The sequence below is a fragment of the Saccharothrix coeruleofusca genome (assembly GCF_014648515.1).
Taxonomy (GTDB): Bacteria; Actinomycetota; Actinomycetes; order Mycobacteriales; family Pseudonocardiaceae; genus Actinosynnema; species Actinosynnema coeruleofuscum.
This window is the reverse complement of record NZ_BMRG01000003.1, coordinates 747,226-774,153: the sequence shown is the minus strand read 5'-3', so window position 1 is coordinate 774,153 and position 26,928 is coordinate 747,226. Positions and strand designations below refer to the sequence as shown.

The 26,928-nt window shown below is 73.6% G+C and carries 26 protein-coding genes; 10 read left to right on the top strand and 16 right to left on the bottom strand.

The window, feature by feature from the left end:
• The first annotated feature begins 64 nt into the window (after positions 1-64).
• Positions 65-505, top strand: coding sequence for a hypothetical protein (locus IEZ00_RS12270; RefSeq protein WP_189223292.1), 441 nt, complete (start codon positions 65-67; stop codon positions 503-505).
• A gap of 31 nt (positions 506-536) precedes the next feature.
• Here IEZ00_RS12270 and IEZ00_RS12265 read toward each other — a convergent pair whose 3' ends face one another.
• Positions 537-1,340, bottom strand: a complete 804-nt coding sequence (locus IEZ00_RS12265; protein WP_189223291.1) for an SGNH/GDSL hydrolase family protein — start codon at positions 1,338-1,340, stop codon at positions 537-539.
• The gene (locus tag IEZ00_RS12260) at positions 1,337-1,804 is read right to left on the bottom strand and encodes a MarR family winged helix-turn-helix transcriptional regulator (protein ID WP_189223290.1); all 468 of its coding nucleotides are present in this window, start codon (positions 1,802-1,804) and stop codon (positions 1,337-1,339) included. Before IEZ00_RS12260 ends, IEZ00_RS12265 begins: the two co-directional genes overlap by 4 nt.
• 61 nt (positions 1,805-1,865) lie before the next feature.
• On the opposite strand from IEZ00_RS12260, the gene IEZ00_RS12255 reads away from it, so the two are divergent.
• Positions 1,866-2,750, top strand: coding sequence for a glycoside hydrolase family protein (locus IEZ00_RS12255; protein ID WP_189223289.1), 885 nt, complete (start codon positions 1,866-1,868; stop codon positions 2,748-2,750).
• A gap of 29 nt (positions 2,751-2,779) precedes the next feature.
• Here IEZ00_RS12255 and IEZ00_RS12250 read toward each other — a convergent pair whose 3' ends face one another.
• The gene (locus IEZ00_RS12250; protein ID WP_189223288.1) at positions 2,780-4,495 is read right to left on the bottom strand and encodes a DUF6461 domain-containing protein; all 1,716 of its coding nucleotides are present in this window, start codon (positions 4,493-4,495) and stop codon (positions 2,780-2,782) included.
• 108 nt (positions 4,496-4,603) lie between these two features.
• On the opposite strand from IEZ00_RS12250, the gene IEZ00_RS12245 reads away from it, so the two are divergent.
• Entirely contained in the window at positions 4,604-5,125 is a 522-nt protein-coding gene (locus tag IEZ00_RS12245) for an EF-hand domain-containing protein (RefSeq protein ID WP_189223287.1), read from the top strand.
• Between the two features lie 6 nt (positions 5,126-5,131).
• Here the strand turns inward: IEZ00_RS12245 and IEZ00_RS12240 are convergent, their stop codons facing one another.
• Genes IEZ00_RS12240 through argC form a run of 8 tightly spaced genes read right to left on the bottom strand, consistent with a single transcriptional unit; the run spans position 5,132 to position 12,812 of the window.
• Positions 5,132-5,767 carry a DNA-3-methyladenine glycosylase gene (locus IEZ00_RS12240; RefSeq protein WP_229795477.1) on the bottom strand — a complete coding sequence of 212 codons (636 nt, stop codon included), beginning with the start codon at positions 5,765-5,767 and terminating at the stop codon, positions 5,132-5,134.
• Positions 5,751-7,142, bottom strand: a complete 1,392-nt coding sequence (gene argH / locus IEZ00_RS12235) for an argininosuccinate lyase (protein WP_189223286.1) — start codon at positions 7,140-7,142, stop codon at positions 5,751-5,753. The genes IEZ00_RS12240 and argH overlap by 17 nt, the downstream gene beginning before the upstream one ends.
• Positions 7,139-7,675: an arginine repressor gene (locus tag IEZ00_RS12230; protein ID WP_189223285.1), complete on the bottom strand. Its 537-nt coding sequence runs from the start codon at positions 7,673-7,675 to the stop codon at positions 7,139-7,141. The genes argH and IEZ00_RS12230 overlap by 4 nt, the downstream gene beginning before the upstream one ends.
• Positions 7,672-8,601: an ornithine carbamoyltransferase gene (argF, locus tag IEZ00_RS12225; RefSeq protein ID WP_189223284.1), complete on the bottom strand. Its 930-nt coding sequence runs from the start codon at positions 8,599-8,601 to the stop codon at positions 7,672-7,674. Before argF ends, IEZ00_RS12230 begins: the two co-directional genes overlap by 4 nt.
• Positions 8,601-9,728 carry an acetylornithine transaminase gene (locus tag IEZ00_RS12220; RefSeq protein WP_229795516.1) on the bottom strand — a complete coding sequence of 376 codons (1,128 nt, stop codon included), beginning with the start codon at positions 9,726-9,728 and terminating at the stop codon, positions 8,601-8,603. The genes argF and IEZ00_RS12220 overlap by 1 nt, the downstream gene beginning before the upstream one ends.
• Positions 9,729-9,754: 26 nt before the next feature.
• Entirely contained in the window at positions 9,755-10,630 is an 876-nt protein-coding gene (argB, locus tag IEZ00_RS12215; protein ID WP_189223282.1) for an acetylglutamate kinase, read from the bottom strand.
• Complete coding sequence (gene argJ, locus IEZ00_RS12210; protein ID WP_189223281.1) at positions 10,627-11,799, bottom strand: bifunctional glutamate N-acetyltransferase/amino-acid acetyltransferase ArgJ; 1,173 nt, start codon at positions 11,797-11,799, stop codon at positions 10,627-10,629. The genes argB and argJ overlap by 4 nt, the downstream gene beginning before the upstream one ends.
• A complete protein-coding gene (gene argC, locus IEZ00_RS12205) occupies positions 11,796-12,812 on the bottom strand; it encodes an N-acetyl-gamma-glutamyl-phosphate reductase (RefSeq protein ID WP_189223280.1) in 1,017 nt (338 codons plus the stop codon). The genes argJ and argC overlap by 4 nt, the downstream gene beginning before the upstream one ends.
• A gap of 102 nt (positions 12,813-12,914) precedes the next feature.
• Between argC and IEZ00_RS12200 the strand changes: the two genes are divergently transcribed.
• Together IEZ00_RS12200 and IEZ00_RS12195 are read left to right on the top strand one after the other, a co-directional pair.
• Complete coding sequence (locus IEZ00_RS12200; RefSeq protein ID WP_189223279.1) at positions 12,915-13,457, top strand: nuclear transport factor 2 family protein; 543 nt, start codon at positions 12,915-12,917, stop codon at positions 13,455-13,457.
• Positions 13,458-13,462: 5 nt separating this feature from the next.
• Positions 13,463-14,122, top strand: a complete 660-nt coding sequence (locus tag IEZ00_RS12195; protein WP_189223278.1) for a class I SAM-dependent methyltransferase — start codon at positions 13,463-13,465, stop codon at positions 14,120-14,122.
• On the opposite strand, the gene IEZ00_RS12190 is transcribed toward IEZ00_RS12195, so the two are convergent.
• A complete protein-coding gene (locus IEZ00_RS12190) occupies positions 14,123-14,923 on the bottom strand; it encodes an alpha/beta fold hydrolase (RefSeq protein WP_189223277.1) in 801 nt (266 codons plus the stop codon).
• A gap of 34 nt (positions 14,924-14,957) precedes the next feature.
• On the opposite strand from IEZ00_RS12190, the gene IEZ00_RS12185 reads away from it, so the two are divergent.
• From IEZ00_RS12185 to IEZ00_RS36515, 3 genes are all read left to right on the top strand, one after another.
• Positions 14,958-15,575: an HAD family hydrolase gene (locus tag IEZ00_RS12185; RefSeq protein WP_189223276.1), complete on the top strand. Its 618-nt coding sequence runs from the start codon at positions 14,958-14,960 to the stop codon at positions 15,573-15,575.
• 128 nt (positions 15,576-15,703) lie between these two features.
• Positions 15,704-16,240 (top strand): winged helix-turn-helix domain-containing protein, encoded by a 537-nt coding sequence (locus tag IEZ00_RS12180; RefSeq protein WP_189223275.1) that lies wholly within the window; start codon positions 15,704-15,706, stop codon positions 16,238-16,240.
• Between the two features lie 66 nt (positions 16,241-16,306).
• A complete protein-coding gene (locus IEZ00_RS36515) occupies positions 16,307-16,759 on the top strand; it encodes a transposase (protein ID WP_268248697.1) in 453 nt (150 codons plus the stop codon).
• 90 nt (positions 16,760-16,849) lie between these two features.
• Here the strand turns inward: IEZ00_RS36515 and sthA are convergent, their stop codons facing one another.
• The 4 genes from sthA to pheS all read right to left on the bottom strand — a co-directional run bounded on the left by sthA (position 16,850) and on the right by pheS (position 22,675).
• Complete coding sequence (gene sthA, locus IEZ00_RS12170) at positions 16,850-18,262, bottom strand: Si-specific NAD(P)(+) transhydrogenase (RefSeq protein ID WP_189223274.1); 1,413 nt, start codon at positions 18,260-18,262, stop codon at positions 16,850-16,852.
• 63 nt (positions 18,263-18,325) lie between these two features.
• A complete protein-coding gene (locus IEZ00_RS12165; protein ID WP_189223273.1) occupies positions 18,326-18,823 on the bottom strand; it encodes a hypothetical protein in 498 nt (165 codons plus the stop codon).
• A 303-nt stretch (positions 18,824-19,126) separates the two neighbouring features.
• The gene (gene pheT, locus IEZ00_RS12160) at positions 19,127-21,604 is read right to left on the bottom strand and encodes a phenylalanine--tRNA ligase subunit beta (protein ID WP_189223272.1); all 2,478 of its coding nucleotides are present in this window, start codon (positions 21,602-21,604) and stop codon (positions 19,127-19,129) included.
• A gap of 3 nt (positions 21,605-21,607) precedes the next feature.
• Positions 21,608-22,675, bottom strand: a complete 1,068-nt coding sequence (pheS, locus tag IEZ00_RS12155; protein WP_189223271.1) for a phenylalanine--tRNA ligase subunit alpha — start codon at positions 22,673-22,675, stop codon at positions 21,608-21,610.
• Between the two features lie 162 nt (positions 22,676-22,837).
• On the opposite strand from pheS, the gene IEZ00_RS12150 reads away from it, so the two are divergent.
• Both IEZ00_RS12150 and IEZ00_RS12145 read left to right on the top strand, forming a co-directional pair.
• Positions 22,838-24,595 carry an HSP90 family protein gene (locus IEZ00_RS12150; protein WP_189223270.1) on the top strand — a complete coding sequence of 586 codons (1,758 nt, stop codon included), beginning with the start codon at positions 22,838-22,840 and terminating at the stop codon, positions 24,593-24,595.
• Positions 24,592-26,928 (top strand): hypothetical protein (locus tag IEZ00_RS12145; RefSeq protein ID WP_229795473.1); only part of this gene is annotated, 2,337 nt, incomplete at its 3' end. The genes IEZ00_RS12150 and IEZ00_RS12145, both read left to right, overlap by 4 nt.

The following is a 26,928-nucleotide window of genomic DNA, read 5'->3' as shown; positions in this document are numbered from 1 at the left end:
CCGTTTGAAGCCGAGGTGGGCGGGGGTAGCCGGTCCGGGGAGATCCAGTGAGGAGGCAACGGCCATGAGCTACCGCGACCGCGACTTACGGCGTGCCGACCAGCCCACCGCCGCGACCCGTCGGGTCGAGCCGATGGAGCAGCGCGAGGAGGTGGTGGAGCGCGGTGACTCCCGCGTCCGCTCCGTCCGCGTGACGTGCGCGGTCATCGACGTGGTCTGCTGGGTGTTCGCCGTCGTGCTGGCGGTGCACATCTTCCTGGTCGTCGCGGGGGCCAACCCGGCCAACGGCTTCGCGCGGATGATCGAGTCCTGGTCGGCGGGCGTGTCGCTGGGCCTGCGCGACCTGTTCACCCCCGCCAGCGCGACGCTGCGGGTGTTGCTCAACGACGGGCTCGCCGCGGTGCTGTGGCTGGTGATCGGCGCCGTGCTGACCAACCTGGTCACGCGGGTCGCGCTGCCCGCCGGTGAGCGGCACTACTGGTACCGCCGCCGCACCGTGGCCTGAGCCGAGCGCCGCCAACGTCGCGACCCGCGGCTCAGACCGGGGTCGGGCGGTCCTGGCGCAGCGCCTTCTCGACCTCGGCGGCGACCACCGCCATGCCTTCGGCGTTGGGGTGGAAGGACGCGCCGGTCCTGGCCAGGTCCGGCAGGAACGGCTGGACCCACGGAGCCGTCGAGCCCAGGGCGTGGTCGCGGCTCACCCGCGACACCGCCACGAGTTCGGCTCCCGTGCGCTCGGCGGCCGCGACGTAGGCCGCTTCCAGTGCGTCCTGGATGTCGCGGAGGGCGTTGACCTCCGCGGGCTCGAAGGGGACGCCAGGGCTGGTCCCGGCGCCGATGATCGTCAGGTAGTCGACCAGCACGACCCTGGCTCGCGGGGCCTTGTCGCGGACCCGCTCGACGACGCGCACCAGGCCGGCGGCGGTCCGGTCGACGTCCTCCCGCGTCGGCGCGGGGATGCCCGAGGGGAAGTCGGCCGCCAGCATCCGGGCCATGGGGCCGTCGGGGTCGACGCGGTTCCAGGCGGTGAACAGCAGCGAGCCCGCGAACCGCAGGTCGTTGCCGCCCGCGGTGATGGTCACCAGGTCCGCCGTCGCGGGCACGCCCCCGATCTGCGGCGGGAACCGCGCACCGGTCATCGTCAGCTGGGGCTCGTCGAGGATGGTCGCCGTCGTCGCGCCGGAGACGGACAGGTCGACGAGTTCGGCCCCCAGCGCCTTGGCCAGCAGCCTCGGGTAGTTGCGGCCGGAGCGCACGGCGTCCACGTCGACGATCGGCGGGATGCCCGGTCCCGCGGCGAAGGAGCTGCCCAGGGCGGCGTAGCGGGTAGGCGGGGTCATGAGTCGATCTTCCCACCCGGCGCGGGCGGCTCGCTCAGCCTGCCGACCTCCTCGGCCAGGATCTCGTCGGACCGCTCGGCGAAGTCCAGCAGCAACGCCACCTGGTCGTCGGTGTAGCCGCTGACCAGCTCGGCCATCCGCTCGTACAGCGGCCGGTACAACGCCGTCGCCCGCGCGACGCGCTCGGGCACGGCCTTGACGACCACCTCCCGGCGGTCCGCCGAGTCGCGGTTGCGGGTCGCGAACCCGGCGCGCTCCAGCCGGTCGACCACGGCGGTGACCGCGCTGCGCGTGAGCCGCAGCTCATCGGCCAGCGCGCGGGCGGTCCTGGGTCCTCGGGAGAGCAGGTGCACGCACTTGAGGTCGGTCGGGGTGATGCCGAGCCGTGCGGCGATCAGCTCGGCGAGCACGGTCCCCCGCGCCGCCGCGCGCTGCTGCGCGGCCAGTAGTCGTGCGACCGGCACGCCAACTCCTTCAATGGTTGAACTGTTTGACGATCGTATCACTTTTCGCCACCATGGCGACATGCCAATCGAACTGCTCGACAAGGCCAGGCTCTTCGACGGCGCCGACGTCACCCTGATGCGGCGCGAAGACCGCTGGTGGATGATCATGGGCGAACTCGCGGACCCGGCCGTGCCCCGCATCGACTTACGGGCCGCGCACCTGCCGCGGGGGGCTACCGCGGACCGCACGGAGTGGACGATCGTCGGCCAGTGCGCGGCACCCGCTCCGGCCGACGGCTGGGACGCCACCGGGTACCACTGCGTCTCCTACGTGCGCGGCCGCTCCGGCGGGCGGTGGGTGGAACGCCTTTACTACGCCAGTTCTGCCGCTTGGACCGACATCACCGGGCCGTACTCGATCGGTTTCCTGGAGTGGGACGGCTCGCAGTGGGTCCGCCACCCCGAGCCGGTGTTCACCGCGACCGAACCCTGGGAACGGGGCACGGTCGCCGAACCGAACCTGCTCCACCACGACGGCCGCTGGTTGCTCTGGTACTGCGCGGGCCTGTCCACCGACGGGACCCAGGTCATCGGGTTCGCGGAGAGCCCGGACGGCGTCACCGGCTGGACCGGCAGGCGGATCTTCGCCGCCGATGGCGAGTTCGACGCTCTCGTCGTGGCGTCCGGCACCGGGTTCGACCTGGTGACCGCGAAGCACCCGCTGGTCGCCGCCCCCGGCCCCGACGACGGTGTGTGGTGGGCGCGGAGCGGAACGCTCGGCCAGTGGCCTGCCCCCGTGCGGCTGGTGTCGACCACCGATGGCACCTCGTGGCACCGCGACGGCGTGTGGAAACCGTCGTTGGTCCGGGAAGGCGACAGCCTGGTCGTCTTCTTCAACGGCTCGCGGCGCGAGGGGCGCTCACCAGGGCTGTCCATCGGCCGCGTCCACTACCGCCTCCGCTGACGAGCACCGCCCCCACCGGGCGTGCTCGGCTACTCCCCGACCAGGTACGCCTCGTCGGCGGCGCGCAGTGCCGCCAGGTCGTCCGGGGTGAAGCCGCGTCCGGTGAACCGGGCCACGGCGGTGAGGCCCTTGGCCTTGCGGTGCCGGTAGTCGGCCAGGTCCAGGCCCTCGATCCACACCGCGGCCGCGGGCGGGATCTGGGCCGGGCCGATCGGTTCGAACCCGGCCAGCAGTTCCCCGTCCCTAGCGAACGACAGGCGGGTGAGGGCGTTGACGTTCCAGAACATGCTGGCCGCCCGGCCGCGAGCGGACAACCTGCGCAGCACCTCTTCGTCGGCGCCCAGGTAGCCGTTGTCCTCGAAGGCGATCACAGCGCCGTCGACCTGCAGGACGCTGACCCACTGCCGCAGATCCGCCGACCGCTGCGTCTCCTCCAACCGCCACGGGCGGGAGGTCGGGTCCGCGCCGAACGCCCGCAGGACCTCCTGCGCGGACAGGCCGGTGACGACGGTGACGCAGGACGCCTGGGAGATCGGGTGGCGCTCGACCCAGACGTGGTCCTGGTGGGGCGGCACGACCAGCGGCGGCTCGGGTTCGCCGCGCAGGCGGTGGCCGAGCCGGTCGGTGCGCTTGTGCACCACCGGCGGGGCCCAGGGGGCCTGCCAGACGGTGATCCAGTAGTGCTCGTCGTAATCGCCGTCGCGTCCGCCTGCTTGGACCAGGACGCGGTAGTCGCCGGGCCACGGCGGGGTTTCGGCGACCCGGCGCGCCTGCCCCCACGACACCGGCTCGTCCTCCGCGAAGGTCGCCCCGCCCCGCGCGGCGCGCCAGCTCACCTCGACGGCCTCGTCCACGTGCGCGACCTCCGGCGGAGGCGGAGGGCCGTCGAGCACCTCCAAGTGCGCCGAGACGCGGCCCTCGGCCAGGCCGGTGCGGATCACCACCCCGCCGTCGACCACCGCCACCAGTCCGTTGTCGGAGAAGTCCACCTCGTCGGGGACCGGCCCGTCGGCCAGGGCGAGGTGGTGGGCGCGCACCAGCGGGTGTGCCGAGGCGCGCCGGGGGAGCATGTACTCGGCGCGGTGCTTGGCCAGCAGCGCCGCCTCGTAGGCCGCCGGTTTCGGCAGGGTCGGCATCAGCTGGGCGACGGCTTGCAGCGCGGCGCCGACCACGGCGGGCGGGTCGGCCGCGTCGAGGGCGCGCAGCACCGCCGACGAGGTGACCACGGCCAGGGCGAAGTGCCCGGCGCCGTGCCGGGCGGCGATGGTGGCCTCGTCGCCGTCGCCGACCGCCAGCGCGGTGGCCAGCGCGGGGTGGCGGGCGAGCCGGGCGGTGAGGTCGGCGATCACGCGGGTGGCTCCCGCGTGCAACGCCTCCAGCATGGACAGCGCCGTGGTGAGCTCGCTCTGGCCGACGACGCCGATGGTGGTGAACGTGCCCGTCGGCGGTGCGGCGATGCCCCGCAGGAGCGCGGCCGGGGCGCGCAGCGGGAGGTCGCCGACGCTCAGCTCCAGCGCGCCGAGCAGCCGTTCGGCGGGCAGGCCCCGCAGCGCTTGACCGGGGTGGCCGCGCACGGGCATGGGGTCGGCGAACCCGGCGCTCGCCCCGAACGGCGCGGTGGGTGGGGCGAGCGCGGCGGGCCGGTCGAGCCTGCCCAGTTCCGCGGCGGGCGCGGGCGGGACGCGGGCGGCGATGGCAGGCACGTGCTCGGCCACTGATGCCGCGAAGTTGTCGATCTCCCCCATGCCGCCATCATGGCACTACCGACCGTCACGCTTCGTTCACCCGGCTGCAAAGGCGATCGCCCCTGATGGCCAATTGCCGTGACCGCCGGGGTGGGCGAAGTTTGCTGCGTGGCCAGTGACTTGCAGCAGCGGAAGATCTCCGTCGTGTTCGCGGCGATGGACGCCGACGACGACGGTTTCCTCGAACGCGCCGACTTCGAGGCGTTGACCGACCGGTGGGTGCGCCTGCGCGCCGCGGACCCGGAGCGGCTGCGCGAGACCATGATGCGGTGGTGGGAGGTCCTGCGGGAGTCCTCCGACCACAACGGCGACGAGAAGGTCACCCTGGCCGAGGTGCTCACCGCGGTGGACCGCCTCGGCACCATGCTCGACCTGGTGGTGGCCACCGCGGAGTCGATGTTCGAGGCGGTGGACGAGGACGGCGACGGCCGCATCACCGCGACCGAGTACGACCGGATGATCCGGGCCTGGACGGGCGCCGACACGCCGACCGACGGGGTCTTCGGCAGGCTCGACCTGGACGGCGACGGGGCGATCTCCAAGTCCGAGTTCGCCCAGCACTGGGTGGAGTTCTGGGCCGGGGACGACCCGGACGCGCCCGGCAGCAGCGTGTTCGGCCCGGTCGGCTGACCCGGCTCAGCGCTCCGGCGGCACGACCACCCTCGTGCGCCGGGTGCCGCGGCGGTAGGTGCTCACCGCGGGCGAGTCGACCCAGAAGCGCCACGGCACGTCCACCGCCACGGCCACGCCCACGCGCGGGCCGGTGCGGACGTCGGTCACCGGCTCGCCCGCCAGCAGCTTCACCGGCGAGTCGGGATCGGTGAGGTCCACGCCGTTGTGGGCGCGGTCCAGGCCGAGCACGCCGGTCAGCCGGGCCGGGCCCTTGGCCAGCTCCGCGTCGTTGCGGGCGGCGGGCCTGCGGCGGCGGGCCAGGTCCACGCCCTCGACCACCTCGCCCGCGCGCAGCAGCACCGCGCCGGGCACGCCGTCGGTCAGCGAGACCACGTTGGCGCAGAAGTGCATCCCGTAGACGAAGTAGACGTAGAGCCGCCCGGCCGGGCCGAACATCACGTCGTTGCGCGGGGTCCGGCCGCGATAGCAGTGCGAGGCCGGGTCGTCGCCGCCCCGGTACGCCTCGACCTCCACCACGCGCACGGCCACCACGCCCTCGGGGGTGGTGCTCCGGAGCACGCAGCCGAGCAGGAGCCGCGCGGCGACCAGCGGGTCGACCGCGAGCTCCTGCTCGGTCAGCTGCCTAGGACCGGCGGGCAAGGGCCACCCGGTCCAGCAAAGCCTTCAACTGCTCGGCCACGCGGTCGGGCGCGGTGCCGCCGTGCGCGTCCCGCGACGCGATGGAACCTTCCACGGTGAGCACGCTACGCACCTCGGGTGTCAGGTGCGGCGAGACCCCCGCGAACTCCTCGTCGGTCAGCTCGTCCAGGCCCACCCCTCGGGCCTCGGCCAGCCGCACGCACTCCCCCGCGGCCTCGTGCGCCACGCGGAACGGCACGCCCTGGCGGACCAGCCACTCGGCGATGTCGGTGGCCAGGGTGAAGCCCGCGGGCGCGACCTCGGCCATCCGGTCGGTGTCGAACCGCATGGTGGCCACCATGCCGGTGATCGCGGGCAGCAGCAGCTCCAGCTGCTCGACCGAGTCGAACAGCGGCTCCTTGTCCTCCTGCAGGTCCCGGTTGTAGGCCAGCGGCTGGGCCTTGAGGGTGGCCAGCAGGCCGGTCAGGTTGCCGATGAGCCTGCCGGACTTGCCGCGGGTCAGCTCGGCCACGTCGGGGTTCTTCTTCTGCGGCATGATCGAGCTGCCGGTGGACCAGGCGTCGTCCAGCGCGGCGAAGCCGAACTCCGCGGTGGTCCAGATGATCACCTCCTCGGCCAGCCGGGACAGGTCCACGCCGATCATGGCCAGCACGAACGCGATCTCGGCGGCGAAGTCGCGGGAGGCGGTGCCGTCGATGGAGTTGTCCACCGGCCCGTCGAAGCCCAGCTCGGCGGCCACCTTCGCCGGGTCCAGCCCGAGCGAGGAGCCCGCGAGCGCGCCGGAGCCGTAGGGGGACAGCGCGGTGCGCCGGTCCCAGTCGCGCAGCCGGTCCACGTCGCGCAGCAGCGCCTGGCAGTGCGCCAGCAGGTGGTGGGCCAGCAGCACCGGCTGCGCGGACTGCAGGTGCGTGCGGCCGGGCATGACCGCGGTCGGGTGCGCCCCGGCCTGCCCGGCCAGCGCCTCCACCACGTCCAGCACGCCCGCGGCCACCCGGCGGGCCGCGTCGCGCAGCCACATCCGGAACAGCGTGGCCACCTGGTCGTTGCGGGAGCGGCCCGCGCGCAGCTTGCCACCCAGCTCCGGGCCCGCCCGCTCGATCAGGCCGCGCTCCAGCGCGGTGTGCACGTCCTCGTCGGCCAGGGTGGGGGTGAACGCCCCGGAGGCCACGTCGGCCTCCAGCGCGTCCAGCGCGGTCAGCATCCGGTCCAGCTCGTCGGCGGTCAGCAGGCCGGCGCGGTGCAGCACGCGGGCGTGGGCGCGGGAACCCCGGATGTCGTAGGGGGCGAGTCGCCAGTCGAAGTGCGTCGAGGCCGACAGCAGCGCCATCGCCTCGGCCGGTCCGCTGGCGAACCGCCCGCCCCACAAGGAAGTCATGTGCTCAAGTCCTTTTCGCTGCGATTGTGCTCGACGGGCCCCGGCACCGCGCGGCCGCCGTGGCCCGCGGCCAGCGCGCTCAGGCGCGCGGCCAGTTCCGCCCCGGTCAGCGGTTCCCGCGCCACGACCAGGATGGTGTCATCCCCCGCGATGGTGCCGACGATGTCCTGCAGCGCCGCCCGGTCCAGCGCGCTGGCCAGGAACTGCGCCGCGCCGGGCGGGGTGCGCAGCACCGCCAGGTTGCCCGAGTGGTCGGCCGAGACCAGCACCTCGCCGAGCACCCTGGCCAGCCGGGAGGTGCCGCCCTGCACGCCGCGCACCGGGCTGCCGTCCTCGGGGATGACGTAGACCGGGGCGCCGCCGTCGGGGCCGCGCAGCTTGACCGCGCCCAGCTCGTCCAGGTCGCGCGACAGGGTGGCCTGGGTGACCTCGATGCCCTCCGCGGCCAGCGTCTTGGCCAGCTCCGACTGGCTGCGGATCGCGCGCTGGCTGACCAGCTCGACGATCCGCGCCTGCCGGGCGGTCCTGGTCATCGCGAGTGCTCCAGCAGCCACACCAGCAGCGCCTTCTGGGCGTGCAACCGGTTCTCCGCCTCGTCCCACACCGCGCTGTTCGGGCCGTCGAGCACCTCGTCGGTGATCTCCTGGCCGCGGTGCGCGGGCAGGCAGTGCAGCACCGTGGTGCGCACCCCGGTGGCGGCCACCAGCTCGGCGTTGACCTGGTAGGGCCGGAACGGGCGCATCCGGTCGCGGCCGTCGTTCTCCTGCCCCATCGAGGTCCAGGTGTCGGTGACCAGCACGTCCGCGCCGTCCACGGCGGCGCGCGGGTCGACCAGCACCTCCACCGAGCCGCCGGTCTCCAGCGCGCGCTTGCGGGCGTCGTCGAGCACCCACGGCAGCGGCTGGAAGTGCTCGGGGGCGGCCACGCGCACGTGCATCCCGGCCGTCACGCCGCCCAGCAGCAGCGAGTGGGACATGTTGTTGGCGCCGTCGCCGAGGTAGGTCACGGTCAGCCCGGCCAGCGAGCCGTGCACCCGGCGGATGGTCTGCAGGTCGGCCAGCACCTGGCAGGGGTGGAACTCGTCGGTCAGCGCGTTGATCACCGGCACCCGCGACACCGACGCCATGGCCTCGATGCGCTTCTGGGCGAAGGTCCGCCACACCACCGCGTCCACGTAGCCGGACAGGATGCGGGAGGTGTCCTCGATGGTCTCCTCGCGGCCCAGCTGCATGGACCGGCCGTCCACGATCACCGGGTTGCCGCCCAGCTGGGCGATGCCGACCTCGAAGGACAGCCGGGTGCGGGTGGAGTTCTTCTCGAAGATCACCGCGATCGACTTGGGCCCGGCCAGCGGGCGCGAGCCCAGCCGGTCGGCCTTGTAGGTGTCGGCCAGGTCGAGCACCTCGGCCTGCTCGGCCGGGGTCAGGTCGTCGTCGCGCAGGAAGTGGCGGGGTGGCATCAGGGCTCCAACCAGGTCGGCAGGTCGGCCACCAGCCGGTGCGCGTCGGCCTCGTCGAGCACCAGCGGCGGCGCCAGCCGGATCACGTCCGGCTGGATGGGGTTGATCAGGTAACCGGCCCGCCGCGCGGCCGCCGCGGCCTTGGCCGACACCGCCTCGCGCAGCGTGATGCCGAGCAGCAGGCCCGCGCCCCGCACGCCGGAGACCAGCGGGTGCTCCAGCGCCTCGACGCCCGCGGCGATCTCCTTGCCCACCGCGGAGGCGTGCTCCAGCAGGCCGTCGGCGGCGATGGTGTCCAGCACCGCGAGCGCGGCGGCGCAGCACACCGGGTTGCCGCCGAAGGTGGTGCCGTGCTGGCCGGGCGCGAACAGGTCCTTGGCCGGGCCGACGGCGATGCACGCGCCCAGCGGCAGCCCGCCGCCCAGGCCCTTGGCCAGGGTGATCACGTCGGGGGTGATGCCGACCTGCTGGAAGGCGAACCAGCTGCCCAGCCGCCCGACGCCGGTCTGCACCTCGTCGAGCACCAGCAGCGCGCCGCGCTCGGCGGTGATCCGACGGGCCGCCTGCAGGTAGCCCTCCGGGGGCACCACCACGCCGTTCTCGCCCTGGATCGGCTCCACCACGAACGCCGCGGTGTCCTCGTCGACGGCGGCCTCCAGCGCGGCCACGTCGCCGAACGGGACGTGCACCACGCCGGGCACCAGCGGCTCGAACGGGGCCCGCTTGGCGGGCTGGCCGGTCAGCGCCAGCGCGCCCATGGTGCGGCCGTGGAAGCCGCCCTCGGTGGCCACCACCTTGGTGCGGCCGGTGCGCCTGCTGAGCTTGAACGCGGCCTCGTTGGCCTCCGCGCCGGAGTTGCAGAACAGCACCCGACCGTCCACACCGGACAGGTCCAGCAGCCGCTCGGCCAGCTTCAGCGCGGGCTCGTTGATGTAGAGGTTGGAAGTGTGCCCGAGCTTGCCGATCTGCTCGGTCACCGCCGCGACCACGGCCGGGTGCGCGTGGCCCAGCGCGTTGACCGCGATGCCGCCCAGCAGGTCCAGGTAGCGGTTGCCGTCGGCGTCCCAGACGTGGGCGCCCTCGCCGCGCACCAGGGTCAGCTCCGGCGTGCCGTAGTTGTCCATCATCGCGGCCTGCCACCGCTGCCGGTCGTTCACGCCTCGTCCCCCAACACCATCGTTCCGACTCCTTCGGAGGTGAAGACCTCCAGCAGCAGCGAGTGCGCCAGCCTGCCGTCGATGACGTGCGCCTCGGGCACGCCGCCGCGCACCGCGCGCAGGCAGGCCTCCATCTTCGGCACCATGCCGCTGTCCAGCTCCGGCAGCAGCTCCTCCAGCTCGGCCGCGCGGATGCGGTGCACCAGGGAGGACCGGTCCGGCCAGTCCGCGTACAGGCCCTCCACGTCGGTGAGCACCACGAGCTTGCGCGCCCGCAGCCCCACCGCCACCGCGCCCGCGGCGGTGTCGGCGTTGACGTTGTGCACCACGCCGTCGGCGTCCGGGGCCACCGTGGACACCACCGGGATGCGGCCCGCGCGCACGATGTCCAGCACCGCGTCGGGGTTGACCTCGACGATGTCGCCGACCAGGCCGATGTCCACCGGCTCGCCGTCCACCACGGCCCGCCGCCGCACGGCGGTGAGCAGGTGGGCGTCCTCGCCGGACAGGCCCACCGCGTACGGGCCGTGCTCGTTGATCAGCCCGACCAGCTCGCGCTGCACCTGGCCGACCAGCACCATGCGCACCACGTCCATCGCCTCGGGCGTGGTCACCCGCAGGCCGCCGCGGAACTCGCTCTCGATGCCCAGCTTGTCCAGCATGGCGGCGATCTGCGGGCCGCCGCCGTGCACCACCACCGGGTGCAGGCCCGCCAGCTTGAGGAACACCACGTCCTGGGCGAAGGCGCGCTTGAGCTCGTCGTCGACCATGGCGTTGCCGCCGTACTTGACCACCACGATCGCGCCGCGCAGGCGCTGCAACCACGGCAGCGCCTCGATCAGGATCTCGGCCTTGGCCCAGGGGCTGGTCATGAGGAGTAGGCGCTGTTCTCTTCGACGTAGCCGTGGGACAGGTCGGTGGTGAGCACGGTCGCGCCGCCGTCACCGAGGTTCAGGTCGATCACCACGGCGATGTCGCGCTCGGACAGGTCCGCCTCCGACCGGTCGGCGGCCTTGCGGCCGTTGGCGAACAGCGCGACGCCGTTGATGGTGATGCCCAGCTTGTCCGGGTCCACCCGCGCCTGCGCGCGGCCCACCGCCATGGCGATGCGGCCCCAGTTCGGGTCCGAGCCGAACAGCGCGGTCTTGACCAGGTTGTCCTCGGCGACGGTCCGGCCGATGACCAGCGCGTCGGCGTCGGAGGCCGCTCCGGTGACGGTGATGCTGATCTCCTTGGTCACGCCCTCGGCGTCGCCCTGGAGCTGCTTGACCAGGTCCGCGGCGACGGCGGTGAGCAGTTCCACGAAGTCGCCGCGCTCCGGTGCGGTGCCCGACGCGCCGGAGGCCAGCAGCAGCACCGTGTCGTTGGTGGAGGTGCCGCCGTCCACGTCGAGCCGGTCGAAGGTCCGGGCGGTGGCCTCGCGCAGCGCGGCGTCCAGCGCGTCGCCGTCGAGCACGGCGTCGGTGGTGATCACCGACAGCATGGTGGCCAGGTTGGGGGCCAGCATGCCCGCGCCCTTGACGAACCCGCCGATGGACCAGCCGTCGGGGTGCTGGGCCCAGGACTGCTTGGGGTGGGTGTCGGTGGTCATCACGGCGGTGGCCGCGTTCAGCCCGGCCTCGTCGGTGTCGGCCAGCTCCTTGGCGGCGACCTCGACGCCCGCCTTGAGGTTGTCCATGGGCAGCCGCTCGCCGATCAGGCCGGTGGAGCAGACCGCGACCTCGACCGCGCCCCGGCCCAGCACCTCGGCGACCTTCTCGGCGGTGGCGTGGGTGTCCTGGAAGCCCTCCGGGCCGGTGCAGGCGTTCGCGCCGCCGGAGTTGAGCACCACCGCGGCCAGCCTGCGCTCCTTGAGCACCTGCTGCGACCACAGCACCGGCGCGGCCTTGACCTGGTTGGTGGTGAACACGCCCGCGGCGGCGTCGCCGGGGCCCTCGTTGACCACCAGGGCCAGGTCCAGCGCGCCGGAGTCCTTGATGCCCGCCGCGACCCCCGCGGCTTTGAAGCCCTTCGGCCCGGTGACGCCCTTGGTGCGGATCATGGTGCGACTCCAACGGAGGTCAGGCCGGTGGTCTCCGGCAGGCCGAGAGCGAGGTTCATGCACTGCACCGCGGCGCCCGCGGTGCCCTTGGTGAGGTTGTCCACGGCGGCGACCACGACCAGGCGGTTCAGGTCGGCGTCCACGGTGACCTGGAGCTGCACCGCGTTGGAGCCCAGCACCGCGCCCGTGGTGGGCCAGTGGCCCTCCGGCAGCAGGTGCACGAACGGCTCGTCGGCGTAGGCCTTCTCGTAGGCGGCGCGGACCTGGTCGGCGTCCGCGGTGAGGGTGGCCGAGCAGGTGGCGAGGATGCCGCGCGGCAGCGGGGCCAGCACCGGGGTGAAGGAGACCTTGACCGGCTCGCCCGCCACCAGGGTCAGGTTCTGGGCGATCTCCGGGGTGTGCCGGTGCGCGCCGCCGACGCCGTAGGCGCTGAGCGAGCCCATCACCTCCGAGCCGAGCAGGTTGGTCTTGGGGGCCTTGCCCGCGCCGGAGGTGCCCGACACCGCGACCACGGTGACCTCGGGCTCGACCAGGCCCATCGCGGGGGCCAGCGCCAGCGAGGAGACCGTGGGGTAGCAGCCGGGGACGGCGACCCGCCTGGTGCCGCGCAGCAGGTCGCGCTGTCCCGGCAGCTCGGGCAGGCCGTACGGCCAGCTGCCCGCGTGGACGCCGCCGTACCAGCGCTGCCAGGCGTCGGCGTCGGTGAGCCGGTGGTCCGCGCCGCAGTCGACGACCAGCACGTCCTCGCCCAGCCGCGCGGCGACCTCGGCGGAGTGGCCGTGCGGCAGGGCGAGGAAGACCACGTCGTGGCCGCGCAGGACGTCGACGGTGGTCTCCTGGAGCACGCGGTCGGCGAGCGGGAGCAGGTGCGGCTGCTGGGAGATCAGGGGCGAGCCCGCGTTGCCGCCTGCGGTGAGCGCGCCGATTTCCACTTCCGGGTGCCCCAGCAGCAGCCGCAGCACCTCTCCCCCGGCGTACCCGCTGGCCCCGGCGACCGCGATCCTGACCGTCATGCGGATAAGTATGCATGGTCATGCAAACTCAATCAAACCTCACGCGGTGTTGTCACCTCGCCCGCTACGGTGACCCCCAGTCGTCGAATCCAAGGGGGACGCATGTCAGCGAACTCGTTACCGCGCCGGGCCGCCGTCACCGGCGCGCTGGGCGCCGCCGCCGCGGTCGCCGCTCCCGCGCTCGCGGAGGCCGCACCGGGGGTGGACGACCGGACCGCCGTCCAGCTCGTCGTCGACGGCATCGACAACGCCGTGGACGACAAGGACTGGGCCCGCTGCCGCCGCTACTTCACCGACCAGGTCGACGTGGACTTCGCCGCCCTGGACGGCGGCCCGCCCGCCCGCATCCCGGCCGACGAGCTGGTCGGCGCGTGGCGGCGCAACCTCTACGCCGAGAAGGCCAGCTTCCACTCCCGCACCAACCACGAGATCACCATCCGCGGCGACCGCGCCACCGTGCGGTCCAAGGGCTACGCCTTCAACCGCCTCCGGCGGCCGCTGGGCGACGACCTCTGGGAGGTCTGGGCCTACTACGCGCACGAGCTGGTGAAGACGCCGGAGGGCTGGCGGTGCCGGGCGATCGCCATCAGCGAGGTGCTGCACAGCCGTGGCAACGAACTGGCCCGGACCCACGTCCCGTCGTAGTCGCGATGGCCGAGCCCTCCTTCCTCAACGCGATCAGGCAGTCCTACGACGCCGTCGCCGAGGACTACGTCAGGATCGTCGCGCCACCGGAGCGGATGGACCCGCTCACCCGCGCCATGCTCGCCGCGTTCGCCGACCTGGTCCGCGCCGCCGACCGAGGGCCGGTCGCGGACGTGGGGTGCGGACCGGGCCGGGTGACCGCGCACCTGGACTCCCTCGGGCTGTCGGCGTTCGGCGTCGACCTGTCGCCGAGGATGGTCGAACTGGCCAGGACCACCCACCCGCACCTGCCCTTCTCCGTGGGGTCGATGACCGCGCTGGACCTGGACGACGGCAGCCTCGGCGGGGTGCTGGCGCTGTTCTCCACCTTCCACACGCCCCCGGAGCACCTGCCGACGGTGTTCGCGGAGTTCCACCGCACGCTCGCGCCCGGCGGGCACCTGATGCTGTGGGGCTACGTCGGCGACCACGAGGTCCTGCGCCCGACGCGGGCGTACGGCGGCCACCCGGTGTCCTACGAGGCGCACCTGCTGCCCGTGGAGCGCATCGCCGAACTGCTGGGCGAGGCAGGCCTGGTGGTCACCGCCCGACTGGTGTGCGAACCCGCAGGGAAGGCCAGGTGGCCCAGCGCGTGCTTCTTCGCCCACAAGCCCGACCGGTCCTGATCAGGACCGGTCGGCGCGCTCCCACAGCGCGGCCAGCGCGGCGTTGACCGCCTCGGGCTGCTGCACCTGCGGGTAGTAGCCGGGCACGGTCAGCAGCTCGCCCCCGGTCCGCTCGGCGATGACCTCGGCCGCGATCATCAGCGGCTCGCCCGCCAGCCGCCGGTACTCCGCGGGCGCGCCGGACCAGTCGCCGCGCACCACCAGCACCGGCCAGGCGGCCTCGGCCAGCGGCTCCAGCGGCACCTCAGCGTCCCAGCACGGCCGCTCCCCCATCGTCGCGCGAGCGGCCCGCAGCCGCGCCGGGGTCGGCTCGGGCGCGGCCATGCCGACGGCCTCGGTGGACAGCCGCAGGTAGTCCTCGGCGGTGAGGTCCGGGGGTGGCGCGGCGGTGGCGGCGCGGTTGCGCACCAGCACCTCGGCGATCACCGGGTGCTCCCGCGCGGGCCGCAGCGCGCCCGGCTGGATCAGGCACAGCGAGCGCACCAGGTCCGGGCGGGCCGCGGCGGCGAGCATGGCGGCGACCGCGCCGTAGGAGTGGCCGACCAGGTGGGCGCCGTCGCCGAGCAGGTCGACCACGTCACGCGCGTCGACCTCGTAGTCGCTGCTGTGCGGCCCCGCGAGGTCCGGGCTGCCGCCGTGCCCCCTGCGGTCCATCAGCAGCAGCCGCCGGTGCGCGGCCAGCGGGCGCTGCGCGCCGAACCCGTAAGCGGTGTCGTCGCCCCAGCTGAGCACGCCGTGCACGAAGACGGCGGGCGGCACGTCGGTGGGCCCCTCGACGACCGTGGCGTGGATTTCCGTCATGCCCTCCAGTCAACCCGCGGGCAGAATGCGCGTCATGCAGGCGGTGATCTTCGACTGGCGCGGCACCCTGGTGACCACGCCGACGTTCGGCGGCTGGGTGCGTGAGGCGCTGCGCAGGCTGGGCAGGAGCCTCGACGACGCCCCCGACCTGGCCGAGGCGCTGGGCGGGGCGAAGCTGGACGAGCCGGGGATGGACGCCGACGCCGAGGTCCACCGCGCCGCGTTCTACGCCGCCTTCCGCGCCGCGGGCCTGGACGACGAGCTGGCCGACGCGCTGTACGAGGTGGAGAGCGACGCCTCGGCCAACCCGTTCGCCGAGGACGCCGCCGAGACGCTGCACGGGCTCAAGGAGCGGGGACTGCGCATCGGAGTGCTCAGCGACGTCCACTTCGACATCCGGCCCGCGTTCGAGGGGTTGCCGGTGGACTCGTTCGTGCTCTCGTTCGAGCACGGCGTGCAGAAGCCCGAGCCCGCGATCTTCCGCTACGCGATGGAGGAGCTGGGCACCGACGCCGACCGCACGCTGATGGTCGGCGACCGGGCCTCGCACGACGGGGGCGCGCTGGAGGTGGGGATGCCGACGCTGCTGGTGCCGCCGCTGACCGACGTGCGCCAGCGGCGCCTGCACCTGGTGACCAGGCTGGCCGCCTGACCCCCGTGCGCCTGCAAGTACTACCCGAGGGGTGCCGCCGCGTCGCCCGCTACTACTGAGGTTTGTTTTTGGGGTTGATGTGGCTGGTTGCGGTCGCGGAATGGCCGTCGGTGTGTTAAGCCGGGACGATGAGGCTGGGTGGTGGTCTGACCGGCCCGGAGCGTCAGGAGCGTGAACAGGTCCGGCTCAGGGCGGCGGACCTGTTCGACCAGGGGATGTCCCAGGCCGATATCGCCCGCCTGCTGGGCGTGAGCCCGCAGGCGGTGTCGCAGTGGCGCAAACACTTCACCGAACACGGTGTCGACGGGCTGCTCTCGGCAGGCCCGTCGGGTGCGCGGTGCTACCTCGACGACGAGCAGATCCGCACGGTGCTGCGGGAACTGGACAAGGGCCCGGCCGCGCACGGCTGGGCCGACCAGCGCTGGACCCTGGCCCGCATCGGCCGGGTGATCACCGAGACCACCGGCGTGGTCTATGCCGCCCCCGACGGCATCTGGCGCCTGCTGCGCCGCATCGGCTGGTCCTGGCAGATGCCCCGCACCCGCGCCCTGGAACGCAACGAGGAGGTGATCACCGCCTGGCGCACCGAGGTGTGGCCGCGGGTAAAACATCCGCGGGCCAGACAGCGTGGATCTGCTTCCAGGACGAAGCGGGCGCCTCGATGACCCCACCCACCCGACGCACCTGGTCCCCGGTGGGCCGCACCCCCGAACTGCGCATCGCCGGACGACATCGCAACGGCATCAGCCTGGCCGGCATCTGCTGCTACCACCCCGACCGGGCACCGGTACTGCTCTACGCCACCCGCGAGCACAGCTTCACCAACACCACCTTCCCCGCCCTGCTCACCCGACTGCACCCGCCGCCTCAACGCCCCCATCGTGCTGATCTGGGACAACCTCTCGGCACACCTGTCGGGCAAGACCCTGCAATACACCAAGGACAACACCGCCTGGCTGACCGTGGTCCAACTGCCCGCCTACGCCCCCGACCTCAACCCCACCGAAGGCGTCTGGGCACACCTGAAAAACACCAGCCTGGCCAACCTGGCCGCCCGCAGTCTCCCCGAACTCACCCACGCCGCCCGCCGCGGACTACGCCACATCCAACGCCACCCCGCCCTGCTCGCCGGCTTCCTCACCCACACCGGCCTCACCCTCGACCCCACCCCATCAACCCCATAATCAAACCCCGGTACCCGTGCCGAGCACGGGTGCGGCCGGGTAGTAGTCAGCGGCCCGGCGGAGGCGGTCGGGTAGTACTTGCAGACGGGGTCAGGTGGTGAAGCGGTCCAGGGCCCGGATCTTGTTCGTCGCGTCCAGCGCGGCGACCTTGTACGCCTCGGACAGGGTCGGGTAGTTGAACACCGCGTCCACCAGGTAGTCGACCGTGCCGCCGCAGGCCATGACCGCCTGGCCGATGTGCACCAGGTCCGTCGCGCCGGTGCCGAACACGTGCACGCCCAGCAGCTTGCGGTCCGCGGTGGACACCAGGAGCTTGAGCATCCCGTAGGCGTCGCCGACGATCTGGCCGCGGGCCAGCTCCCGGTAGCGCGCCAGGCCCACCTCGTAAGGCACCGCGGAGGAGGTCAGCTCGGCCTCGGTGGCGCCGACGTAGGAGATCTCCGGGATGGTGTAGATGCCGATGGGCTGCAGCGCCGCCAGCTCGTTGGCCTCCTCGCCGAAGGCGTGGTAGGCCGCGAGCCTGCCCTGGTCCATCGAGGTGGCCGCCAGTGCGGGGAAGCCGATCACGTCGCCCACCGCGTAGATGTGCTCCACCGAGGTGCGGTAGTGCGCGTCCACCGACAGCCTGCCGCGGTGGTCGGCCTCCAACCCCGCCTTGGCCAGGTCCAGCGCGTCGGTGGAGCCCTGCCTGCCCGCCGAGTACATCACCGCCGCCGCCGGGATGCGCTTGCCGCTGGCCAGCGTGGTCACCGTGCCGCTGTCGGACACCGCCACGTCGACCACCTTCTCGCCGAAGCGGAAGGTCACCGCCAGGTCGCGCAGGTGGAACTTCAGCGACTCCACGATCTCCGGGTCGCAGAACTCCAGCATCCGCTCCCGCTGCTCCACCACGGTGACCCGGCTGCCCAGCGCGGCGAACATGGAGGCGTACTCGATGCCGATGACGCCCGCGCCCACCACCACGAGCGAGGAGGGGATCTCCTCCAGCTGCAGCACCTCGTCGGAGTCCAGCACCCGCGCCTCGTCGAAGTCGACCTGCGAGGGCCGGGCGGGGCGGGTGCCGGTGGCGATCACCACGCGCGCCGCGGTGACGGTGGTGTGCTCGCCGCGGTGCGTCCCCTGCACGGCGATGGTGTGCGGGTCGACGAACCGGGCGGTGCCGGTGAGCAGGTCCACCTGGTTGCGGTGCAGCTGCGCGCGCACGACCTCGACCTCGCGGCCGATCACGTGCTGGGTCCGGGAGAGCAGGTCGGAGATGGTGATGTCCTGCTTGACCCGGTAGCTCGCGCCGTACAGCTCGCGCTGGCTCATCCCGGTCAGGTAGAGCACCGCCTCGCGCAGGGTCTTCGACGGGATGGTGCCGGTGTTGACGCACACCCCGCCCACCATGTCCTGCCGGTCCACGATCGCGACCCGCTTGCCGAGCTTGGCCCCCGCGATGGCCGCCTTCTGCCCGCCGGGGCCGGACCCGATCACGACCAAGTCGTAGTCGTACTCGCTCATGCCGGGAAGGGTGTCACACGATCGGCGCAAGTGGTGCGGTGACGCGAAGACTCGTCCGGCCGGTCAGGCGCGGGCGGCCCGGCCGGAGTAGGTCAGCGGGAACACCAGGTCCTCGCACGCGTCGGGCACGTCGTGGGCGATCCGCACGACCATCTCCACCTCCACCGACCCGGCGGGCGGGATGATCACCGGCTGCGCCATCGGCGCCACGGTCAGCACGCCCGACGGGCAGTCCGGCACGCGGTTGTGCGCGGCGTCGACGGGCTGGCCGGGCACCGCCTGCAGCGTCAGCACCATGATGTCGACGCTGTTGGGGTTGGACAGCCGCACCTTGCGGGCGCCCTCGCTGCCGGGGGTCAGCTCGACCGCCCCGCCGGAGATGTCGTTGATCTCGAAGGGCTTGAGGTCGGCCACCCCGGCCTCGCCGCCGCTGACCGCGTAGGCCATGGACGGCAGCTCCGGTTCCGGCCAGGTGAGGTGCATGGCCGCCACCACCGCTGCTCCCACACCGAGGATGGTCAGCGCGACGGCGACCTCCATCCGCGGGCCCAAGGTACGCATGAGGCAACCTCACAGAGCCGGTGCTTCAGGCGGTGGGTTCGCCGCTAGCTCCCCGTCGGACCGGCGACCAGTCTCGCCCGGCGGTTCATCGCTTCGCCCCTCGGCCCCACGGGCCGCGCCCCAATATTGGAGAACGTTCAACTGTTACGCAAGCATCTGGGCTACCTGGAAAGTGAGGGCTTTATACCCCTTGACAGGTGATTCCGGGTGTTCTGATCAGCGGATTCATTGCACGCAGCGTGCCGTGAATTCACCTGAGCGGATTAGTCCTGGGCCCGCAGGAATGCGGGCCCAGGACAGCGCTCAGCCCCTCAGCGCGGCACCCACGCGCTCCGCCGCGGCGGCGACCGCGGCGTCGCGGGCCACCGTCGCCTCCTCCACGGTCAGCGTCCGGTCCGGCGCGCGGAACCGCAGCGCGTAGGCCAGCGACCGCTTGCCCTCGCCGACCCGGTCACCGGTGTAGTCGTCGAACAGCCGGATGTCCTCCAGCAGCTCGCCGCCACCCGCGCGCAGCGCGCGGGCCACCTCGCCCGCGGGCACCCCCGCGTCCACCACCACGGCCACGTCCAGCAGCACCGGCGGGTACGGCGACACCACCGGCGCGGGCCGGTGGTCGGCCAGCGGCAGCGCGTCCAGGTCCAGCTCCACCGCCACGGTCCGCTTCGGCAGGCCCAGCGCCTCCACGACCTTCGGGTGCAGCTCGCCCGCGTGACCCACCGGCCAGTCGCCCACCCGCAGCTCGGCGCACCGGCCGGGGTGCCACGGCGCCAGGTCCGACGCCTTGACCGCCAGCTCCACGCCGTAGGCCCGGCCGACCAGGCGGCCGATCTCCACCGCGTCCGCCCAGCTCGCCGCGCGACCGCCACCCCACCAGCCGGGCAGCTCGCGGTTGCCGCACAGCACCGCGGCCACGTGCACCGGCTGCTGCGGCAGCGACGCCAGCAGCGAGGCCACCTGCTCGTCGGTGGGCCGCTGCCCCACGCCCACCTCGGGCACCGGCACCGGCTGGGCGCGCGGCAGCGTCACCTGCGCCACGGTGTAGAGCGCCAGGTCCTTCTGGCCGCGCGCCAGGTTGCGCTGCAGCGTCTCCAGCAGCCCCGGCACCAGCGTGGTGGCCAGCGCGTTCTTGTCCGCCTCCAGCGGGTTGAGCACGGTGACCGTGCCGCGCCGCACGTCACCCTCGGGCAGGCCCAGCGCGTCGAACACCGAGGGCGCCACGAACGGGAACGGCTTGACCTCGACCAGGCCGTGCTCGGCCAGCGCGCGCGACACCGTGCGGCGGCGGCGCTGCTGCTCGGTCAGGCCCCGCCCAGCCGGGGCGGGCGGCAGCACGGACGGGATGCTGTCGTAGCCCTCCAGCCGCAGCACCTCCTCCACCAGGTCCGCGGGCTGCGTCAGATCCGCGCGCCAGGTCGGCGGCACCGCGGTGATCACCGTGGTGCCCGCGTCGTCGGTGGTGACCTCGACGCGGCAGCCGATCTGGCCCAGCCGCCGGGCCGAGGCGCCGCGCGGGTAGCGCACCCCCGCCACCCGGTCGGGCAGGTCGATCGGCATGGACACCGGAGCGGGCGGCACGGGCCTGCCCACGTCGGTGCGGGCGGGCTGGATGCTGCCCTCGGCGAACATGTGCAGCAGCCGCGCGGCCCGCTCCAGCGCCACCGGGGGCAGCTGCGGGTCCACGGTGCGCTCGTAGCGCTTGGCCGCCTCGCTGGGCAGCTTGTGCCTGCGCACGGTGCGCGCCACCGAGGCCGGGTCCCAGATCGCGGCCTCCAGCAGGATGTCCGAGCTGGTGGCGCGCACCTCGGTGCTCGCCCCGCCCATCACCCCGGCCAGCGAGACCACGCCGCTGTCGTCGGCGATCACCACGTCGTCCGGGTCCAGCGCGCGGACCACCTCGTCCAGCGTGGTCAGCTTCTCGCCCGCCGCCGCGCGCCGCACCACCAGGCCGCCCCGCAGCGCCGAGGCGTCGAAGGCGTGCAGCGGCTGGCCCAGCTCCAGCATCACGTAGTTGGTGACGTCCACCGGCAGCGAGATCGAGCGGATGCCCGCCAGCATCAGCCTGCGGCGCATCCACCACGGCGTCGGCGCGGTCGGGTCCACGCCGGTGACCCGGCGCAGCGCGAACCGCGAGCAGCCGGACGCCTCGTCGACCTCGACCGGCCACACCTCGCCCTCGCCCTCGGGCACCTCGGCCAGGCCGGGGTCGCCGAACGGGGCCTCGAACGCGCAGGCGATCTCCCGCGCCAGGCCGCGCACGGAGAACGCGTAGCCGCGGTCGGGGGTCGGCGCGACCTCGATGACGGTGTCGTCCAGGCCGAGCAGCTCCACCGCGTCGTCGCCGGGCTGGGCGGTGCCGCTGGGCAGCACCAGGATGCCCGCGTGGTCGTCGCCCAGGCCCAGCTCGCGGGCCGAGCAGATCATGCCCTCGCTGGTGCGGCCGTAGGTCTTGCGCGCGGCGATGGCGAAGTCGCCGGGCAGCACCGCGCCCGGCAGCGCCACCACGACCGTGTCACCCTCGACGAAGTTCGACGCGCCGCAGACGATGCCGTTGACCTGGTCGGGGCCGACCTCGACCCGGCAGTACCGGATGGGCTTCTTGAAGCCGGTCAGCTCCTCGATCTCCACCACGCGACCCGCCACCACCGGACCGGTGACCGGGCCCAGCGGGTGGACGTCCTCGACCTCCAGGCCGATCCGCGTGAACGCCTCGGCCAGCTGCTCAGGGGTGGGTGTCTCGCTGAATTCGAGGTGCTCGACCAGCCAGGTAACCGGGATGCGCACCGGTCATGCCTCCGTTCCGAAGGGCTGGGTGAAGCGGACGTCGCCTTCGACCATGTCGCGCATGTCGGGCAGTCCGTTGCGGAACTGCAGGGTGCGCTCCAGGCCCATGCCGAACGCGAAGCCGGAGTACACCTCCGGGTCCACCCCGCAGTTGCGCAGCACGTTCGGGTTGACCATGCCGCAGCCGCCCCACTCGACCCAGCCGGGGCCGCCCTTCTTCTCCGGGAACCACACGTCCACCTCGGCGGAGGGCTCGGTGAAGGGGAAGAAGCTGGGCCGCAGCCGGGTGCGGGACTGCTCGCCGAACATGGCGCGGGCGAACGCGTCGAGCGTGCCCTTCAGGTGCGCCATGGTCAGGCCCTTGTCCACGGCCAGGCCCTCGACCTGGTGGAACACCGGGGTGTGCGTGGCGTCCAGCTCGTCGGTGCGGAAGGTGCGGCCGGGGCAGACCACGTACACCGGCAGCTCGCGCTCCAGCAGCGCGCGGGCCTGCACCGGGCTGGTGTGCGTGCGCAGCACCAGGCCCGAGTCGGCCGGGCCGACGTAGAAGGTGTCCTGCATGGAGCGCGCCGGGTGGTCCTTGCCGAAGTTCAGCGCGTCGAAGTTGAACCACTCGGTCTCCAGCTCGGGCCCCTCGGCGACCTCGTAGCCCATGGCCACGAACACGTCGCCGATGCGCTCGGCCAGCGTGGTGATCGGGTGGCGGGCCCCGCGCGGCACGCGGTCGAACGGCAGCGTGACGTCGACGGTCTCCTCGCGCAGCACCCGCTCGTCCCGCTCGACCTGCAGCCGGGCCCGGCGCTCCTCGTAGGCCGCGTCGATGGCCTGCTTGGCGACGTTGACCCGCTTGCCCGCCTCGGCCTTGGCGGCGGGGGGCAGCGCGCCGATCTCCCGCCTGGCCAGCAGCACCGGCGAGCGGTCGCCCAGGTGGCCCGGCTTGGCGGCGGCCAGCTCGTCGAGGTCGGCCGCCTGCGCGAACGCCTCCCGAGCCTGCTCCACCGCCGCGTCGAGCGCCTCCGGGGAGAGCGCCGCGACCTGCTTGGGGTCGTACGGGTCGTTGGCTCCGGACATGGTTGGTGGACAGCTCCCGTCGGGACAGCAGTGATGGCCGCCCCGTGCACGCGGAGCAGCGGATAGATCCTAGGTGATCCGTGGAAAACGGAGTCCACCGCCGTCCTCCCGCCCCTAGAATCGGCGGACTCACGCGAACCGACCCGAGGTGAAGCTCACTCCATGGCACACACCTTCGGTGTCGACCTGCGCGGGATCATCGACCTGCTCAGCCACCACCTCTACAGCAGCCCCCGCGTGTACGCGCGCGAACTGCTGCAGAACGCGGTGGACGCGATCACCGCCCGCCGCGCGCTCCAGCCGGACGCGCCGGGCGAGGTGGTCGTCGAGCCGGTCGACCCGCGTGGGAACGGCACCCTGCGCATCTCCGACACCGGCATCGGCCTGACCGAGCGCGAGGTCCACGACCTGCTCTCCACGCTGGGCCGCACGTCCAAGCGGGACGAGCTGGGCTTCGCCCGGCAGGGCTTCCTCGGCCAGTTCGGCGTCGGCCTGCTCTCGGCCTTCCTGGTCGCCGAGCGGGTCCACCTGGTCAGCCGGTCGGCGCGCGGCGGGCCCGCGGTGCGCTGGACCGCCGACGCGGCGGGCAACTACGAGGTGGAGGTCGACGAGTCGGCCCGCGCCGAGGTCGGCACCACCATCGAGCTGGTGCCCAGCCGGGACGCCGAGCACTGGCTGGAGCACGACGTGGTGCGCGCCCTGGTGGGCGAGTACGGCGAGCTGCTGCCGGTGACCGTGCGGGTGGGCGACGAGGTGGTGACCGCGGGTGAGCTGCCGTGGCTGACCGACCCGCTGGGCTACGGCGAGCGGGTGCTGGGCGTGGCGCCGTTCGACGCGATCCCGGTCGAGGTGCCCGCGGTGGGGCTGACCGGTGTGGCGTACGTGCTGCCACGCGGCGTTCACCCAGGTGCGCGGCAGTCGCACCGGGTGTACCTCAAACGGATGCTCGTCGGTGACGCGATCGAGGGGCTTTTGCCCGACTGGGCGTACTTCGTCCGGTGCGTGGTGGACACCTCCTCGCTGCGGCCGACCGCCAGCCGGGAGGCGCTGTACCAGGACGAGACGCTGCTGGTGGTGCGGGAGGAGCTGGGCAGGCAGGTGCGCGACTGGCTGGTCCGGCTGGACGCCACCGACCCGGACCGCACCGCCGCCCTGCTCGACGCGCACCACCTGGGCATCAAGTCGCTGGCGCGGGTGGACGAGGAGATGCTGCGGCTGGTGGAGCGGTGGCTGCCGTTCGAGACCACCGACGGGGCGCAGTCGCTGCGCCAGTTCCGCCGCAAGCACGGCACCGTGCTGTACCTGTCCGACGTGGACGAGTTCCGCCAGCTCGCGCCGGTGGCGCACGCGCAGGGCATGGGGCTGCTCAACGCGGGCTACGCCTACGACCTGGAGATCCTGGAGCGGCTGGTGGCCGTGGACGGGCCGGGCGCGGCGCGGCGGGTGGCGCCCACCGAGGTGCTGGCCGCGCTGGGCGAGCCCGAGCGGGCGGTCGAGCGGGCGGTGCGGGAGCGGCTGGCGCTGGCCGCGGAGGTGCTGGCGCGGCACGACTGCGAGGCGGTGCCGCGCGAGTTCGACCCGGCGTCGCTGCCCGCGCTGCTGGTCGCCGACGCGGACGGCGAGCGCAGGCGGGACGCCGAGCAGGCGGGCGAGGCGGCCGACCCGCTGTGGGCCGAGCTGCTGGGCAGCCTGGTCGAGGCCACGCCGTCGGGGGCCTCCCAGCGGCTGGTGCTCAACTGCCGCAACCCGCTGGTGCGCAGGCTGGCCGAGCTGGCCGACCCGGCGCTGGTGGAGCTGACCGTGGAGTCGCTGTACGTGCACGCGCTGCTGCAGTCGCGGCGGCCGATGCGCCCCAAGGACACCGCGGCGCTCAACCGATCCTTCCTCGACCTGTTGGACCGCGCCGTGAGGAGCCGATGAACGACCAGAAGAAGTCCGCCGAGCAGCAGTTCGCCGGCGCCTACCGGATGCCCGACGGGATGGCCAGGCACGAAGCGCTGGAGCGCGCGGCCCGCGCCGCGGACGCCTGCGACCACCTGCCGCTGGGCGTGAGCTGCCGGATCGCGCTGCTGCGCTCCGCCTACGACCTGGGCCGCTACGACCTGATGCTGGCCCCGTTCGCCTGGTGCGGCGCGGCGGAGCGGCGCGACCCGACCGCGTTCGACGAGTGGGAGAGGCACAGCTTCGACTGGGCGCACAAGTGGATCGTCAGCGGGCTGGTGGCCGACCACCGGTTCACCCTGGAGCAGATCCGCTCGGTGCTGGACCAGCTGGCGTCGCGCTACCAGCGGCACGGGTTCTCCCTGCAGCCGGTGCACGGCGCGCGCGCCGACCTGGCCGAGCACATCGGCGACGAGGAGGGCTACCGGGAGCACTTCGCCCGCTACCTGGCGGCCGACCGCGGACCGATGAGCGACTGCGAGGCGTGCGTCGTGGAGGACCAGGCCGGGCACCTGATCCGGCAGGGCCGCCACGCCGAGGCGGTCGCGCACGCCGAGCGCCAGCTGGGGCAGGACAGCGGCTGCGCGACGCAGCCGCAGGGCATCCTGAGCACGCTGGCGCCCGCGTTCGTCGCGCTGGGCGAGCTGGACCGGGCGCGCGAGGCGCACGTGGTGGCGCACCGGCTGGTGCGCGACGATGAGGTCAGCTCCTACGTGGACGCGCAGCTGGTGTTCTGCGCGACCACCGGCAACGTGGCGCGCGGGGTGGAGCTGCTCCAGCGGCACCTGCACCGCGTGCACGGGTCGACCAGCCCGGCCCAGGCGATGCGCTTCGCGGCGGGCGCGGCGCTGCTGCTGAGCCGGGTCGACGAGCCGGTGGAGTTCCTGGTGCCGGTGGACGGCCGCACCACCGCGTTCACCGCGCCCCGGCTGCGGGCGCTGCTGGAGGAGCGGGCGCTGGGCACCGCCGCGCTGTTCGACCAGCGCAACGGCACCGACGCGGTGAGCAGGTGGGTGCGGCGGACGCTGGAGACCCCCGACACCGCGCACGTGCCGCTGGCCGTGCCCGTCGCGGCGCCCGCCCCCGTCGAGGCGGAGCCGGTCGTCGCCGACCCGGTGGAGCTGGCGCGGGGCGCGGTGGAGGCGTTCGACGGCGACGACATGCTCACCGGGATGCGCCTGCTGCGGTCGCTGCCCGCGGAGCTGGACCCGCTGCTGCCCGAGGTGCTGGCCGCCCAGGTCGCCGCCCGGCGGGCGCTGGTGGCCGACGAGGACGACGCGGCGCGGGCCGAGTTCACCGCGGCGGTCGAGCGGCTGGCGGGCGCGGGCGAGCACGACCTGGCCGCCCGCTACCGCGCGCGCGGCGCGCTGCGCTGGTTCGACCACTCCGACGAGGAGTCGGCGATCGCGGTGGTCCGCGCGTGCCTGGCCCAGGCGCGCACCCCGGACACCGCGGTGCCGGTGCGGCTGGTGCTGGTCAAGCTGCTGGCCCACGCGGGTGACCTGGACGGGGCGCGGGCCGTGCTGGCGGAGGCCGCGGAACTGGCCGAGTCGGAGGTGCCCCGGCTGCTGCCTCGGGTGCGCTGCGAGCAGGCCGAGCAACTGGCGGTGCGGCAGCGGCTGGACGAGGCGCACGCGGCCGCCGTGGCGCTGCTGGCCGACCGGCCCCCGGCGTCCGTGCGGTTCAACGCCCTGCGGCTGCGGTTGCGGCTGGAGGTCCTGCGGGGTGACGCCGAAGCCGCCCTGGCCACGGCCGACGCGCTGGTGGACGACTTCTCGACCGTGCGGGGGCCGTGGACGGGCGAGGCGCACCAGCAGCGGATGGCGGTGATCGACCAGCTCGGGCTGGCTCACGAGCACCTGCCGGAGCTGCGCGAAGCGGTGGCCGCCGCGCACGAGTGGGGCACGCCCCCGGAGGTGGTGGGCGCCTGCTACGTGCTCTCGGGCGGGTACCTGGGGGCGCAGCGACCGGTGGAGGCCGCCGAGGCGCTGGAGGAGGCGCTGCGCGTCGCCGACGGTGCGCTGCCGCCGGGAGAGCGCACGCCCGTGCTGTTCCGGCTGGGACAGGTGTGCGCGCAGCTGGGCGAGCTGGAGGCCGCGCAGCGGCACCTGGGCACCGCGCTGGACCACGTCGAGCCCGACGACCTGGTGCCCAGGGCGACGGTGCTGGACGCGCTGGCCGCCGTGCGCGGCAGGCAGGGCCAGGAGGCCGAGGCGGCCCGGTGCTACCGGGAGGCCGCGCTGGCGTGGGAGGCCGCCGAGGAGCCCGGTGAAGCGGCCGGGTCGTGGGTGGAGGCGGCGTCCGCGTCGCCC

What these genes read in the sequence shown, in the direction of transcription:
- IEZ00_RS12270 (WP_189223292.1), top strand. Translation starts at nt 65, where the DNA reads ATGAGCTACCGCGACCGCGACTTACGGCGTGCCGACCAGCCCACCGCC.
- IEZ00_RS12200 (WP_189223279.1), top strand. Translation starts at nt 12,915, where the DNA reads ATGTCAGCGAACTCGTTACCGCGCCGGGCCGCCGTCACCGGCGCGCTG.
- IEZ00_RS12230 (WP_189223285.1), bottom strand. Translation starts at nt 7,675, where the DNA reads ATGACCAGGACCGCCCGGCAGGCGCGGATCGTCGAGCTGGTCAGCCAG.
- IEZ00_RS12255 (WP_189223289.1), top strand. Translation starts at nt 1,866, where the DNA reads ATGCCAATCGAACTGCTCGACAAGGCCAGGCTCTTCGACGGCGCCGAC.
- IEZ00_RS12250 (WP_189223288.1), bottom strand. Translation starts at nt 4,495, where the DNA reads ATGGGGGAGATCGACAACTTCGCGGCATCAGTGGCCGAGCACGTGCCT.
- pheS (WP_189223271.1), bottom strand. Translation starts at nt 22,675, where the DNA reads ATGTCCGGAGCCAACGACCCGTACGACCCCAAGCAGGTCGCGGCGCTC.
- IEZ00_RS12185 (WP_189223276.1), top strand. Translation starts at nt 14,958, where the DNA reads ATGCAGGCGGTGATCTTCGACTGGCGCGGCACCCTGGTGACCACGCCG.
- IEZ00_RS12220 (WP_229795516.1), bottom strand. Translation starts at nt 9,728, where the DNA reads ATGATGGACAACTACGGCACGCCGGAGCTGACCCTGGTGCGCGGCGAG.
- IEZ00_RS12180 (WP_189223275.1), top strand. Translation starts at nt 15,704, where the DNA reads ATGAGGCTGGGTGGTGGTCTGACCGGCCCGGAGCGTCAGGAGCGTGAA.
- argF (WP_189223284.1), bottom strand. Translation starts at nt 8,601, where the DNA reads ATGCCACCCCGCCACTTCCTGCGCGACGACGACCTGACCCCGGCCGAG.
- IEZ00_RS12190 (WP_189223277.1), bottom strand. Translation starts at nt 14,923, where the DNA reads ATGACGGAAATCCACGCCACGGTCGTCGAGGGGCCCACCGACGTGCCG.
- argJ (WP_189223281.1), bottom strand. Translation starts at nt 11,799, where the DNA reads ATGATCCGCACCAAGGGCGTCACCGGGCCGAAGGGCTTCAAAGCCGCG.
- IEZ00_RS12150 (WP_189223270.1), top strand. Translation starts at nt 22,838, where the DNA reads ATGGCACACACCTTCGGTGTCGACCTGCGCGGGATCATCGACCTGCTC.
- IEZ00_RS12195 (WP_189223278.1), top strand. Translation starts at nt 13,463, where the DNA reads ATGGCCGAGCCCTCCTTCCTCAACGCGATCAGGCAGTCCTACGACGCC.
- IEZ00_RS12265 (WP_189223291.1), bottom strand. Translation starts at nt 1,340, where the DNA reads ATGACCCCGCCTACCCGCTACGCCGCCCTGGGCAGCTCCTTCGCCGCG.
- argB (WP_189223282.1), bottom strand. Translation starts at nt 10,630, where the DNA reads ATGACCAGCCCCTGGGCCAAGGCCGAGATCCTGATCGAGGCGCTGCCG.
- IEZ00_RS12165 (WP_189223273.1), bottom strand. Translation starts at nt 18,823, where the DNA reads ATGCGTACCTTGGGCCCGCGGATGGAGGTCGCCGTCGCGCTGACCATC.
- sthA (WP_189223274.1), bottom strand. Translation starts at nt 18,262, where the DNA reads ATGAGCGAGTACGACTACGACTTGGTCGTGATCGGGTCCGGCCCCGGC.
- argC (WP_189223280.1), bottom strand. Translation starts at nt 12,812, where the DNA reads ATGACGGTCAGGATCGCGGTCGCCGGGGCCAGCGGGTACGCCGGGGGA.
- argH (WP_189223286.1), bottom strand. Translation starts at nt 7,142, where the DNA reads ATGACTTCCTTGTGGGGCGGGCGGTTCGCCAGCGGACCGGCCGAGGCG.